Raw genomic sequence first — 13,683 nt, forward strand, 5'->3', positions numbered from 1 at the left:
TCCGTATTCAGTGGACATTTTATGTGGCCTATAAAGTTGTATGTTTAACGGTACCGCACAGGCGTTCGAACGTCTTGGGATAATGCTCGCTGCATCTGAGTGTGCTGACGTAATTGACTTTGATGCACCACGGTTGGGGCCGGCATCTGGGATGTCTTGGCAAACCACTGTGCCCATTGATCGCGCTGGGTATCCCAGTAGTCAGGATCCGGTAGTGAAGCGGGATCGTGCATATCCCACGCGCGGATTGCTTGCAATGTAATGCCGCGTGTTCCGGTGCGACGGGTTATACCTTCGATCAGCATCAGACGTGTAGAAAACAAAATGTCCCCGGAGGCGTGTTGAGCTTGTGCAAAAAATGAGGTGTCGACGACGCCGGTCCCATCGTCGACCGAGATAAAGACGACGCGATCGCCAGAGCGCATAGGGGGTGTTTGGGTGGCCACCCGGACTCCAGCCACCAAAACTCGAGTGTGGTTACGCAACTTGAGTAACCGGTCGGCTGGGGTCGCGCCTAAAGCTTCTAAATATGGTTGATGCGATTGCATCAAATGTCCTGTCGTGTCGATCGCGGTTAAATCAAGTTCGGTCCGGATTTGTTGTTGAGCAGTGGGTTCTGGGAAGAGGGCTGGTAGCGTCGCAATTTCGGTGTCACCAAGAGCAAATGCTTGCTGGCCTTCAACCTGTGGCCGTCCTGTACGCAAGGTTCTTCCGGTCCGATCTCGTTTGGTAGCTGAATGCAAAAATTCAAGGTGGTGGACCAGGTCTGTGCGGCTGACTCCTGTTGGGGGCAACATGTTGTCGATGGCGCCGAGTTGAGCAAGATGTTCAAAACTTTTTTTACTCAGTCGTGCTCGGTCACGAAGATCGGCAAGACTGTCGAATGGTTGGCCACGTTCTAAACGTCGGATTTCGTTTTTGGTCAGGCCTAAAACAGTATTGAAGGACAGCCTGATCCCCCACCGTCCTTCGGGAGTTTCTTGCGTTTTTGGCACCCATTCAAGGTGCATTTCGGTGGTGGATTTATTGACGTCGACGGGCAGGATTTCAATGCCTATTCGACGGGCTTCAGCGACCATGAGGCGCTGGGGGTACATACCGGGGTCGTGTTCTAGTACAGCTGCCATAAAGGCTGCGGGGTAGTGAGTTTTGAGCCAGGCAGATTCAAAGGTAGGAATCGCAAAGGCCGCACCGTGGGCTTTGCAAAAACCGAAAGATCCAAAAGATGCAACGGTCTGCCACACTTCATCAATGACATCGATATCCCAATTATTCTCCATCGCTTTGGCTCGGAAATAGGTTTCAACTTCTGTCTGTTCTTCCGTACCGAGACGTCTACGGAACTCATCAGCTGCGGCCAGTCCGCACCCGGTCATTGCATCAAAGGTGCGAAGGAGTTGCTCATGAAAGACGGTGACCCCGTGGGTTTCTTGCAAAATGGGTTTGAGACGCGGGTGCGGGTAGTGCGCCGGGGCCAATTGTTGGCGAAAATCCAAAAATGGCCGGACCATATCGGATTTCATGGGCCCGGGACGAAATAGTGAAATATCAATGATGAGATCATTAATGGATTCGGGTTCTAGTTTGCCAATAAGTTCTCGCTGACCGGGAGATTCAATTTGAAAACACCCCAGTGTGTGAGTCGTTTTGATCATTTCGTAGGTTTGAGCATCATCGTGCGGGATGTGTTCAAGATTGATCGTTTCACCAGTAGTTCGAGCGACCTCATTAATGGCATACGCGATAGTGGATTGCATGCGGACGCCCAACACGTCGAGTTTGAGCATGCCCATGGGATCCATATCGTGTTTGTCGAACTGACTCATAGCAAGTCCCATACCGGAGGCTTCTACCGGGGTACGATCCAGCAAGGTGTGGTCTCCAAGAATGACACCACAGGGGTGCATAGAAATGTGGCGAGGTAATCGGTCAAGTCGTTCCGTCAGATCCACAAGTAGGTCAAGTTGCTGGTTACCAGATTTTCGACTGTTTTGTACTTGTTCAGCGAAGGTTTGCAGCTCTGGCATATGCCCCATGGCTTGGCGAAAATCAGCGGCAGAGAACCGCCAGAGCTTTTTTGCTAACTGATCAACCCGATCACGTTCCAACCCCAAAGCCCGGCCTGCGTCTCTGACTGCACCACGAATTCGATACCCGTTCTGCATACTCATCAACGTGGTACGTTCGCTACCAAACCGTTCAAAGATTGCGTGATAAATCTCATGGCGTCGAGCGGATTCTACGTCAATGTCGATATCTGGGAGGGTCGAACGGTCTTGAGATAAGAAGCGTTCAAAGATCAACTCGTGTTTTATCGGATCAACATGAGAAATTCGTAAAGCATAGTTGACCAGTGATGAAGCCCCCGATCCCCTGGCTGAGACGCGAACATTGCGCTCCTCGATCATCTCTACGACTTCGGCAACCGTCAGAAAATAACTTGAGAACCCCAGGTTGTGGATGATGTCGAGTTCATGATCAAGCCGATTGAGGATCCGCTCATAAGCTTCACCAACCGGATCTAAGTGTGCGAACCGTTGGGCAAGACCATTTCTGGCTCGTTGCGACAAGACCGCATTAGGGTCTCCCTCAATACCAATGACATCAAATTCTGGAACACGGGGCTGGCCCCACCCCAAATCATTTTTAGGATGCAGAGCACAAGCCTCGGCCAGCCGTTGGGTGTTATCCAGTAATTCGTATGCAACAGCTGCGCCTGCTCCGGCATCACGAACGATCTCATGAGCGAGCTCGTGCATAGCCGCACCGGATTTTAACCACCCTTGGCCGTTAGGCTGCAGATCGGTCAGGGTGTCCAAACTGCTGAGAGCACGTGCTGCATCGATTACATCGGCGGTTGCTGCTCCGTCTGGAGTCGCATACCGGACCGCGTTGGTGAGAATTGCGGGCAGTTTCAGTTCGGTGCTGGCCCGCAGCATGCGTACCGCCTGGGAGGTAGACAGTCTCGCTGTAGGCAAAGCCATATGCGAAACGATCTCGACTCGAGCACTGTCCGTAGGCAGAGCTTTTTTCCAAAGCTTCAGACGTGAACGCCCCTGCAAGTATTTGCGCTGCGACATAAAAACGCCCACATCGGTTTCAGGTCCCAACAAGACGTAAAGGTCTGGACCACCTTGTGCTGCTGCAGCCAGTTGGGAGACGTATACAAATGGAGTCTCGGTGTGGTCAAGCTGACGATGTGCCAGGGAGATGAGTCGCACCAAGGACTGGTAACCAGCACAGAGGTTGTCCGCTGCACCATAACCCGCGGTAGTAGCACTGGCGGCAAGTATGGTGACACGCCCAGCAGGCAACACTTTGCCATCCACGGTGGTTGACGGGTCCCAAGCCACCGCGAGATTAACGCCGACAACCGGGAGGATGTTGTGCGCCATGCAGGCTTTGAGATGCTTCGCCATCCCATATAGTCCATCCCGATCCGTGTAGCCCAGAATGTGGGCACCCTCGGCTGCCGCAACCGCTACCAACTCTTCTGGCCAAGAAACGCCATAGTGCGCTGAGTAAGCGGTTGTGACATTGAGATGGGCAAACGTGGAAGCCATGGTTAGGCGGTTTCCTCCAGGTGCAGCGCATCGTGGATCTGTACCAACCGCCAACGGCCAGATTCAATGTGATGGGAAATATCTAACGTCAGCATCGGTGCATTCTTGGCTCGCGTCAACCCAACTTGCACACGCCACACCTGATAGTCGACCAGGCCCGGACCGTGACCAATTTCTGCTCGATGTGCTTCCGCCCACCAGCGCCGACGAACATACCACCGCTGAGGTTCGGCTTTAACCGTGTAGGAGCGGCCTCCGTACAGCAACCGCAGCGGGATGCCAGCCGTGGTGCAGGTGACGTGTATAGATTGTGTCAGTGTGCCCATCAAAAACTCCTTTTCATCACTGAAAGAACCCCCTGTTCTTTTCGTGTCATCAGCCTAGAAATCGTCATGGACACGATAAGCACAGGCTGTCATGGGCACCTGCCGCGACCCTCATCAGGGCCATGGTCAACTCTGCCTTCTAAGGTCAACTCGACTAAAACAACAGATCCTAAAGCAGAGAATCTTGACCTGGCTCAAATGGTTCAATGAGTTCTGGACCGTTATTGGCTACTGAACCAACAGCCGGTGCGACCGGATACATTTCCCAGGTAGAAGCGACGTCATAAGCTTCAGCAACGACGGCGTCAACCAAGTGCGCTGCTTCGTCTTTGGTCACCTCACCTGCGGACAGCCACTCGTCCATCATTGATGAGCTCATTGGCAGCGGCAGCCGGTGATGCAACCCAGAGAGGTCATCCAGGATTGCGGGTTGCGCGCCTGCATCGGGGGATGCACCGGTCAACATGGTGGCAGACAACACCCATGCTGCATCATCTTTGGCAATCGGGTCCTTCCACCATTCATATAATCCGGCGAAGAAGATTGGAGAGCCGTCTTTGGGACGAACGTAATACGGTTGCTTGCGTTCGCCTTTGGTCTGTGGCGCCAGCCATTCGTAATAGCCATCCACCGGAATCGCTGCCCGCCGGGATTTCACTGCGGAACGAAACGAGGGTTTTTCAACAACTGTTTCAGCCCGAGCGTTGAAGGTGCGCTGGCCAAACGAAAGGTCTTTTGCCCACGATGGCACAAGCCCCCAACGCGCTAAATACAGATTGCGTTCCCATGTCGTCGTCGGATCACGCGGCTGCTGGTAGTGCTCAACCACCACCGGGATATTTTTGGTTGGCGCGACATTATAATCCGGTTGGAGCTCTTCGAAATTTGCGTTATCCGCACCCGAAGCTGCCATGAGATCGCCAAGTGCTCTGGCTATTACGTAACGTCCGCACATAATTCAAGTATGCCAGCATGTTGCCAACCATGGTCAAGGGGACCCAAGATATGGTCAGATAGTGTCTGACTGCCCACAGATCCTGTGAGCAAACCTATGACTTTGAAGGAGAACCAAACCTCATGGCGCATAAAGTCCAAGCCGCTGTTGTGCGGTCGAAAAACGCCCCGGTAACCATCGAGACGATCATCGTGCCAAATCCTGGTCCCGGTGAAGTGGTTGTGGATGTTTCCACCTGCGGTGTTTGCCACACGGACTATTCTTATATCGAAGGTGGCGTAGGCGATAACTACCCATACTTGCTTGGCCACGAGTCCACCGCCGTCGTATCGGAAATCGGCGAAGGCGTCACCAACGTCAAAGTTGGCGACAAAGTGATTTTGAACTGGCGCGCCGTCTGCGGCGAATGCCGCGCCTGTAAGAAAGGCCAGCTGCAGTATTGCTTTGACACGCATAACGCCCAGCAGAAGATGACGTTGGAAGACGGCACCGAGCTAGAAGCTGCCCTGGGTATCGGCTCCTTCGCCGAAAAAACCTTGGTCGCTGCAGGCCAGTGCACCAAGATTGACGCCAAGCTCGAAGACCAGCAAGACGCTGCTGTTGGCCTGCTGGGCTGCGGTATCGTAGCCGGTATTGGTGCAACAATAAACACCGGTGAACTCCAGCGTGGCGAAACCATGGCCGTGATCGGCTGTGGTGGTGTCGGCATGGCGGCCATCCAAGGCGCCCAGCTGGCTGGAGCCACCACAATCATCGCCGTCGATATTGACGACGCCAAACTCGAACAAGCCAAAACCCTTGGCGCAACCCACACGATCAATTCCAAAAACCAGGATCCAGTGGAAACCATTCGTGAATACACCGATGGTTTCGGCGCAGATCTAGTAGTTGAAGCCGTTGGTCACCCAGAAACTTATAAGCAGGCCTTCTACGCCCGTGACCTTGCCGGTCGCGTCGTGCTCGTCGGGGTGCCACACCCAGATATGAAACTGGAACTGCCCTTCCAGGATGTCTTTAGCCGCGGCGGCTCACTGAAATCCGCCTGGTACGGTGACACCCTGCCATCACGCGACTTCCCCATGTTGGTAGAACAGTACCTGCTAGGTAGGCTGGATCTGGATGCATTCGTCACCGAACGCATCAGCCTGAACAATATTAACGAAGCTTTCGACAAAATGAATGCCGGCAAAGTCCTGCGTTCAGTGGTGGAGATGTAAATTGGCTCAGATTGAAAATATTGTAACTTCCGGAACCTTCTCACTTGACGGTGAAACCCACAACGTAGACAACAACGTCTACATTGTTGGCGACGATCAGAATGTGATCGTGATTGACCCAGCCCACGATGTAGAAAAAGTGCGTGAGGCAATCGGCGGTCGCAACGTATCAGCTATCCTGCTGACCCACGGTCATGATGACCATATCTCCGAGGTCATCAAACTCCGTGAACTCGTCGATGCACCGGTTCTGATCCACAAGGAGGATCAGATGCTGTGGGATGCTACCCATCCAAATGAAAAACCAGACGGCCACATCAACGACGGCGATACATTTACTATCGCTGATGTAACGCTGACTGCTCTTCACACACCGGGCCACTCCCCTGGCTGTGTGGTCTTCCACGCACCAGACCTCGAGGGCGGGGTGTTGTTCTCGGGCGACACCATGTTCAATGGTGGTCCCGGCGCTACCGGTCGTTCGTACTCAGATTTCGATGTCATCATCGAATCAATCAAGAACAAGATCTTCCCACTGCCAGAGCACACCAAAGTGCTCACTGGCCACGGTGACTCCACAGTGATTGGTGATGAAAAACCACACCTGGACGAATGGATCAAGCGCGGCCACTAAAAACGCCGCATAACGAGTTCGGCTCCGCAATCCTGCCGGGTTGCGGGGCCGAACTGTTCCTACCGGATCGTTCTAAGCTAGCCGAACAGTCTGTGACTGCTCGCAGCGACCAAGTATGCCGTCAGCATCATAGAGGATTGCCGAAGTGATTCCTCCGCCAGTTGCGCCAATATTTGCTGAAGTAGCAAAGCCCAACCATGCCCCAACTGGTTCGCGCAAGAAGTGAATTGTCAGATCAACATTGGCAAAAAAGACGTTGTCTGTGCTTGGCTCAGCAATCGGTGCCACCCCGTTTGCTGTGTCGGTGAGTCCAATCAATTTGACGAATGGTGACGGGGTTTCGCCTTCAATCACATCAATGTCGGTAGTGATCCAAACACGCCCGTGACCCGGGGTGTGATCGGCAAATTTTCGAGCCTCGATAGATTTGATGAATCCCCCTGGCCAACGCTTCGACATCTCGTCCCATGGTTCTGCTTGATCAACCGGTGGCAAGGTTGGGTCGTTGAGCTTCGCGATCTGGCTGGTATCCGATGCGATAACCTTCCACGTGCGACCGACAAGTACCGCACGGCCTTGTGCATAAACCGTGGATTGGATCAGTTCAATCGTTCGTCCCGGGCGCACAGTTTCGGTGACGACTTTGACTTCGCCGGCATGCAGTTTGCCCAAAATGTCAAAGCTGATACGTGTGGTGATGAAATCTTCACGCGGTTGATAGGCCTCTAGTTCAGCAGCTACGAGTCCCGAGACCGGTGCCATATGCAATTCGTCATCCTGCCATGCGCCACCTGCGTGTGCTGTGGAAACAAAATACGAGGTTCGCACGTCCTCGGACATTTCGATGGACTTTACCCGTCGAAAGTACGCAGAATCTTCTATTTTAGTTGGTTCCTGTGATGAGGTCATGAGCCTATCTTGCCAGATAGTTGCCGGTCTTGTGAGTTATCGCACGGCTGTGTTTCATGCCCGGTCAGCGAAGGCTGGAAAACTCAGAAGTTCAAGGGGCTCAGCGAGCCCCACTCAGCGAGCCGAGGTAGATCATTGCTGGCTTAACCGGTCACAGTTGCTGCAACGTTACCTTGAGCAGCTGCCCAACTCCCAAAATCACCGTTGAGTTCTACGATATTAAATCCCTTGCGACGTAAGGCAGAGGCCCCAATTGCGGCCCGACGCCCAGAAGCGCAATAGACAACGACCGGGCGTTGCCTTGGCAGTTGGTCAGAGTTCCACACCACGCGGCTCGTAGCCAATCGGTGTGCACCCGGGATATGCCCAGCAGCGTATTCATCAGCACCGCGGACGTCCAAGACGAAGTGCTCCTCGAGGGTATCGAGTTCATCGACATCCACTGTGGGCACTCCATCACTGAGAAGTCCATCCAGGCTGGTGGTATAACCTGTCAGGGCATCGACGCCAACGCGGATGAAGTGATCACGATATTGCCTGGCTTGCTCTGCATCTGAGGCGAGCACGATCAGATGACGATGTTCTGTCTCTGGGTCATATGCCCAGGCGATGTGAGTTGCCGCTTTGGTTGCATCTGGGATCGACAACGCTCCACCAACGGCTGCTTCATACCGTTGCCTGTGCGGACGAGTATCGACCAGGATTTTTTCGTTGGCTTCAACCAGTGGTTTGAGTTCTGCCGGCGTGTAGCGCACCAATTCTGGCAAGTCACCAAGAATAGCTGGTCCCTGTCGGTTTTGAGCTTTCATACGGCTAAAATAGGAATGCGCATCTTGCTGATTATTTAGCAGCTCGGCAACGAAACCGTCTTTGTCATTGGCGTCCAGATACGGTGCCCACCAAGAGAAGTTGCGTTCGTAACCCACGGTGGTTGTTGGCACAGCGCCCAGTGCGCGGCCACATGCTGATCCCGAGCCGTGGGCAGGTAGCACCTGAACATAGTCCGGCAGCGTCAGGAAGTGATCGCGCAAGGAGTCAAAGAGCTGTTGGGCTCCTTCAAAACGAGTGTCGACTCCCCCGGCTGCCTCGTCCAGCAGATCAGGACGACCCAGATCGCTGACGAAAACGAAATCACCACTGAGCATAAAGCCAGGCTCGGAAGTTTGCGCACCATCAGTCACGAGAAATGACATGTGCTCTGGGGTGTGCCCGGGGGTATGGACTGCTTTCAGCGTGATGTTTCCCAGGGTAATCTCGTGGCTGTGTTTCATGCGTACGGCATCGGCAAAACCGTCGCCGTAGGTCCAGTCTGGGCCGCCCTCATCGGACACGTAGGCTTGGGCCCCAGTGGCCTTAGCTAATTCGAGCGTGCCTGAAAGATAGTCGGCGTGGATATGTGTTTCCGCAACACCAACGATTTCCATCCCTTCGCGCTCAGCGAGATCGAGATAGACCTGAATGTCGCGACGCGGATCAATGACAATGGCGGTGTTGTCGACCTGGCAGCCGATGAAGTAGCTTCCTTGGGCCAGATCTGGATCATAAATATGTTCAAGTAGCATGTTGAGTCCTTAAGGGAAGTTTGGCTGAAATTGTGGCTTATCGGCCGAACAACCGGGCTAAGAATCCCGGGTTTGCTGCTTTAGCGGCAGCAATTTCTTGCTGTGTATGTTGGCCGTTGCACCACTGGGCCGCAGGAACAGTGGCTTTGACTTCGTTGACGTGCTGGCCGCAGCCAGCCCAAGTGGTTTTTTCGCAGACGTCGCATTTGACCGGTCGGCACATAGTGATATTCCTCGCTGGTATTACCGCATATTACTTGTATACCCCTGGGGGTATAATTCAGACAATACCCTAGGGGGTATAATGAAGGCAATTCAAGATTCAGATGTGGAGTGTCATATGGTGCAATCAACCGGTTTAGAAAACGACCCGGAAGCGAAAAAGAAGATTATCAATCGCCTGCGTCGGGCGCACGGTCAATTAGCTGCGGTCATGAACGCGGTCGAAGATGACGCCCACTGTGCGCAGATTGTCCAGCAACTGTCCGCAGTGTCCAAGGCTGTAGATCGGGCGGGCTTTTTAGTCATCTCGTCTGCACTACAGGAGTGCTTGTCTGAAGACGACATTCATGAAGACGACGTTGCACAGTTAGAAAAACTGTTCATGTCCTTCGCATAACGTTTGGCAGCGGCGACGTCGGGGGCTGCCACCTGGTTGGGCCCCGAGGTCTCATGCCGGCCGGGTCTGCGGGGCTTTTCAGACGCAAAACAGCCCGCGACCGAGCACGTGACTGCTCGATGCGGGCTGTTTTTGCGGCAATGGCTGTGGGGTGAGTTAGAAGTCCCAGTCGTCGTCTTGGGTTTCTTCCTTGGCACCGATAACGTACGAAGATCCGGAACCGGAGAAGAAGTCGTGGTTCTCATCCGAGTTCGGGCTCAACGCCGAAAGGATCGCCGGGTTCACATCGGTGAGCGAATCCGGGAACATTGGCTCATATCCCATGTTCATCAGTGCCTTATTGGCGTTGTAGTGCAAGAATTTCTTGACGTCTTCAGACAGACCCAGTGGATCGTAAATATCGTGGGTGTATGCCACCTCGTTATCGTAGAGATCCTGCAGCATATCGTAGGTAAACTCTTTGAGTTCTGCCGCGCGTTCTGGCGTCTCGTTTTCCATGTTGCGCTGATACTTGTAACCGATGTAGTAGCCGTGGATCGCTTCGTCACGGATAATCAATCGGATCAAGTCAGCGGTGTTGGTCAGACGTGCCTGTGAGGACAGGTACATTGGCCAGTAAAAGCCCGAGTAGAAGAGGAAGGATTCCAGCATGACGGACGCGATCTTGCGTTTCTGCGGGTCATCGCCTTCATAATGTTTGATAATCTCGTGGGCCTTGTACTGCAAGGTTGGCTCTTCGCGTGTCCAACGGAAGATATTATCGATAGCTTCGGTCGAGGCGAGGGTCGAGAAGATTGACGAGTATGACTTTGCGTGAACTGCTTCCATGAACACGATGTTGGACAGCACGGCTTCTTCGTGCAACGTCAACGAGTCTGGAATGAGTTTTAGTGCGCCAATAGTGCCCTGAATGGTATCGAGCAGGGTCAGGCCGGCAAAGACCTTCATCGAGACTTCGCGTTCGTCCTCGGTGAGGTTGGCCCACGATTGCAGGTCATTCGAAAGCGGGACTTTTTCTGGAAGCCAGAAGTTTGTGGTGAGACGGTTCCAGACTTCAAGGTCCTTATCGTCTTCGATGTGGTTCCAGTTGATTGCCTGGTAGGTGGGGATGCGCTGCGCTACTTCTTCAGGAGTCATGCAACTTCTTTCTACGGTTAAAACTTGTGCGCTTGTGCTCACATGAGAAAGTGTGCCGTCTGAATGATATTCATACGGCACACCCTCATGTTAGTGCTTTACAGCATGCAGGAGACGCAGCCTTCAATTTCGGTACCTTCGAGTGCCAACTGGCGAACACGAACGTAGTAGAGCGTCTTGATGCCCTGGGTCCAGGCGTAAATCTGGGCCTTGTTGACGTCACGGGTGGTCGCGGTGTCCTTGAAGAACAAGGTCAACGACAAGCCCTGATCGACGTGCTGGGTGGCCTGCGCATAGGTATCGACAATCTTCTTGTACCCAATTTCGTAGGCATCTTCGAAGTACTCGAGGTTATCGTTGGTCAAGTACGGCGCCGGGTAGTAGACACGACCCAGACGACCTTCTTTACGAATCTCAACCTTGGATGCCACAGGGTGGATCGACGAGGTCGAGTTGTTGATGTATGAAATCGAGCCGGTCGGTGGTACCGCCTGCAGGTTCTGGTTGTAGATACCGTGCTTCATGATCGAAGCTTTCAGTTCTTTCCAGTCCTGCTGGGTTGGAATGTGTACATCAGCATCGATGAAGAGCTGCGCTACCTTATCGGTGGCTGGCTTCCATTCCTGATCAGTGTACTTGTCGAAGAATTCACCTGATGCATACTTGGAGTCTTCAAATCCACCGAAGACTTCCTCACGTTCGATCGCGATCTTATTGGACGCGCGCAGTGCGTGATACACCACCGTGTAGAAGTACATGTTGGTGAAGTCCAGGCCTTCTTCAGAACCGTAGTGGACCTGTTCACGTGCCAGATAGCCGTGCAAGTTCATCTGTCCAAGTCCAATTGCGTGTGACTGGGAGTTGCCTTTTGCAATGGATGGGACTGATGAAATATCTGACAGGTCTGATACTGCAGTCAGGGCCCGCACTGCTGTTTCGATAGAACCGCCGAAGTCTTCGGAATCCATCGTCTTGGCAATGTTCATCGAGCCCAGGTTGCACGAGATGTCTTTTCCAACATGCTCGTAGGACAGGTCTGCGCTGTAGGTGGATGGATCTGAGACCTGCAGGATTTCCGAACACAGGTTCGACATCGAGATGCGACCCTTGATCGGGTTGGCATCGTTAACATGGTCCTCGAAGACCATGTATGGGTAGCCAGATTCAAACTGCAGTTCTGCCACGGTCTGGAAGAAATCACGTGGTGCGATTTTGGTCTTCTTAATACGAGGATCGTCGACCATTTCGTAGTACTTCTCGGAGACAGAGATCTCGCTGAACGGTATACCGTAGACAGCTTCAACGTCGTAAGGGCTGAACAAGTACATCGGCTCGTTCTTTTTTGCCAGTTCGAAGGTGATGTCTGGAACAACCACACCGAGTGACAAGGTTTTAATGCGGATCTTTTCGTCAGCATTTTCACGCTTGGTGTCCAAGAACGTGGTGATGTCTGGGTGGTGTGCGTTCAGATAAACAGCACCCGCACCTTGACGTGCACCAAGCTGGTTGGCGTATGAGAAGGAGTCTTCAAGAAGCTTCATCACCGGGACTACTCCGGAAGACTGGTTTTCAATCTTCTTGATCGGAGCGCCCTGTTCGCGCAGGTTTGTCAGGTTCAGCGCTACACCGCCGCCGCGCTTGGACAGCTGCAATGAGGAGTTGATACCTCGAGCGATGGATTCCATGTTGTCTTCCACGCGCAGCAAGAAGCAGGAGACCAATTCGCCACGCTGGCTCTTGCCAGCGTTGAGGAAGGTTGGGGTAGCTGGCTGGAAGCGACCCAGGATAATTTCATCAACCAGACGGCTGGCCATGTCCTGGTCACCGCGTGCCAAGTATAGGGCGTTCATGACAACGCGATCTTCATAGCGCTCGAGGAAGCGCTCACCGTCGAAGGTTTTGAGCGCATAAGAAGTGTAGAACTTGAAGGCGCCCAAAAATGAGGTGAAACGGAATTTGTGTGCGTAGGCCTGATCGTAAAGATCGAAAACGAACTGCTCTGGGTACTGCGCGAAGGTGGCAGGCTCGTAGTAATCATTTTCGATCAGGTAATCAATTTGTTCTTTCTTGCTATGGAAGAACACGGTGTTCTTATTAACGTGTTGCAAGAAATACTGCCGTGCAGCTGCGTGGTCAGCTTCGAACTGGATCTCGCCATCAGGACCGTAGAGATTCAAAATGGCGTTCAGTTCGTGGTATCCCAAATTTTGCCAAGCATCAGGGAGTTTTTTAGCTGACTGAATCAATTCTTGTTCAGTGAGTGTTGTTGCCAAAATGCATCCAATCCTTCACGAACCTTGGTCACATCGGTTGGAGTGCCCATCAGTTCGAATCTATACATAAGCGGTACGTTCGTCTTTGCCGAGATAATGTCGCCGGCAAGACAATAGGCGTCGTAAAAGTTTGTGTTACCAGCAGCGATGACGCCTTGAATCAGCTCTCTGTTGTTTTTTACATTCAGGAATTTTATAACCTGTTTGGGAACAACCCCGGGGCCCTTGCCCGCACCGTATGTTGGCAGCATTAACACAAATGGCTCGCGTGCATAGAGGGTTGGTTCACGAGTAATCAGCGGCAAACGTGACACGTACTCGTCTTTAAAATCCAATTTCTCTACAAAACGGTGAGTGTAACCAGATACCGAGGAAAAATAGATCAGCTTCGCGTTGGTCTCCACCAGGTCTTGCGACTCTGGGGATTTTACGAATGATCTATCCTGAACCTGGGTAGTCATTTTACCCCTGCTTTCAAAAACTTCTGT

11 protein-coding genes are annotated in these 13,683 nt (G+C 52.8%); 3 read left to right on the forward strand and 8 right to left on the reverse strand.

Annotation, left to right across the window (positions count from 1 at the left end; all coding sequences use genetic code 11):
* Positions 1-44: 44 nt before the first annotated feature.
* The 3 genes from G583_RS15320 to G583_RS0109190 all read right to left on the reverse strand — a co-directional run bounded on the left by G583_RS15320 (position 45) and on the right by G583_RS0109190 (position 4,844).
* The gene (locus tag G583_RS15320; RefSeq protein WP_022870887.1) at positions 45-3,563 is read right to left on the reverse strand and encodes a DNA polymerase III subunit alpha; all 3,519 of its coding nucleotides are present in this window, start codon (positions 3,561-3,563) and stop codon (positions 45-47) included.
* A 2-nt stretch (positions 3,564-3,565) separates the two neighbouring features.
* On the reverse strand, positions 3,566-3,889 hold the full coding sequence (locus tag G583_RS0109185) for a DUF6504 family protein (RefSeq protein WP_022870888.1): 324 nt from the start codon (positions 3,887-3,889) through the stop codon (positions 3,566-3,568).
* Between the two features lie 169 nt (positions 3,890-4,058).
* A complete protein-coding gene (locus G583_RS0109190) occupies positions 4,059-4,844 on the reverse strand; it encodes an SOS response-associated peptidase (protein WP_022870889.1) in 786 nt (261 codons plus the stop codon).
* A 122-nt stretch (positions 4,845-4,966) separates the two neighbouring features.
* Here G583_RS0109190 and G583_RS0109195 point away from each other — a divergent pair, with 122 nt between their 5' ends.
* Positions 4,967-6,061 carry an S-(hydroxymethyl)mycothiol dehydrogenase gene (locus tag G583_RS0109195; protein WP_022870890.1) on the forward strand — a complete coding sequence of 365 codons (1,095 nt, stop codon included), beginning with the start codon at positions 4,967-4,969 and terminating at the stop codon, positions 6,059-6,061.
* The gene (locus tag G583_RS0109200; RefSeq protein ID WP_211210755.1) at positions 6,024-6,695 is read left to right on the forward strand and encodes an MBL fold metallo-hydrolase; all 672 of its coding nucleotides are present in this window, start codon (positions 6,024-6,026) and stop codon (positions 6,693-6,695) included. Before G583_RS0109195 ends, G583_RS0109200 begins: the two co-directional genes overlap by 38 nt.
* A 72-nt stretch (positions 6,696-6,767) precedes the next feature.
* Here G583_RS0109200 and G583_RS0109205 read toward each other — a convergent pair whose 3' ends face one another.
* Both G583_RS0109205 and G583_RS0109210 read right to left on the reverse strand, forming a co-directional pair.
* A complete protein-coding gene (locus G583_RS0109205) occupies positions 6,768-7,604 on the reverse strand; it encodes a thioesterase family protein (RefSeq protein ID WP_022870892.1) in 837 nt (278 codons plus the stop codon).
* A gap of 143 nt (positions 7,605-7,747) precedes the next feature.
* The gene (locus G583_RS0109210) at positions 7,748-9,166 is read right to left on the reverse strand and encodes an MBL fold metallo-hydrolase (RefSeq protein ID WP_022870893.1); all 1,419 of its coding nucleotides are present in this window, start codon (positions 9,164-9,166) and stop codon (positions 7,748-7,750) included.
* Between the two features lie 340 nt (positions 9,167-9,506).
* Between G583_RS0109210 and G583_RS0109220 the strand changes: the two genes are divergently transcribed.
* Positions 9,507-9,785, forward strand: coding sequence for a metal-sensitive transcriptional regulator (locus G583_RS0109220; protein WP_022870895.1), 279 nt, complete (start codon positions 9,507-9,509; stop codon positions 9,783-9,785).
* Positions 9,786-9,941: 156 nt separating this feature from the next.
* On the opposite strand, the gene nrdF is transcribed toward G583_RS0109220, so the two are convergent.
* From nrdF to nrdI, 3 genes are all read right to left on the reverse strand, one after another.
* Positions 9,942-10,922 carry a class 1b ribonucleoside-diphosphate reductase subunit beta gene (nrdF, locus tag G583_RS0109225; RefSeq protein WP_022870896.1) on the reverse strand — a complete coding sequence of 327 codons (981 nt, stop codon included), beginning with the start codon at positions 10,920-10,922 and terminating at the stop codon, positions 9,942-9,944.
* A 98-nt stretch (positions 10,923-11,020) separates the two neighbouring features.
* Complete coding sequence (gene nrdE, locus G583_RS0109230) at positions 11,021-13,165, reverse strand: class 1b ribonucleoside-diphosphate reductase subunit alpha (protein ID WP_029629447.1); 2,145 nt, start codon at positions 13,163-13,165, stop codon at positions 11,021-11,023.
* On the reverse strand, positions 13,165-13,656 hold the full coding sequence (nrdI, locus tag G583_RS15325) for a class Ib ribonucleoside-diphosphate reductase assembly flavoprotein NrdI (RefSeq protein ID WP_022870898.1): 492 nt from the start codon (positions 13,654-13,656) through the stop codon (positions 13,165-13,167). The genes nrdE and nrdI overlap by 1 nt, the downstream gene beginning before the upstream one ends.
* Positions 13,657-13,683 lie beyond the last annotated feature (27 nt).

Origin of the sequence: Yaniella halotolerans DSM 15476 (genome assembly GCF_000420805.1) — a bacterium.
GTDB classification, from domain to species: domain Bacteria; phylum Actinomycetota; class Actinomycetes; order Actinomycetales; family Micrococcaceae; genus Yaniella; species Yaniella halotolerans.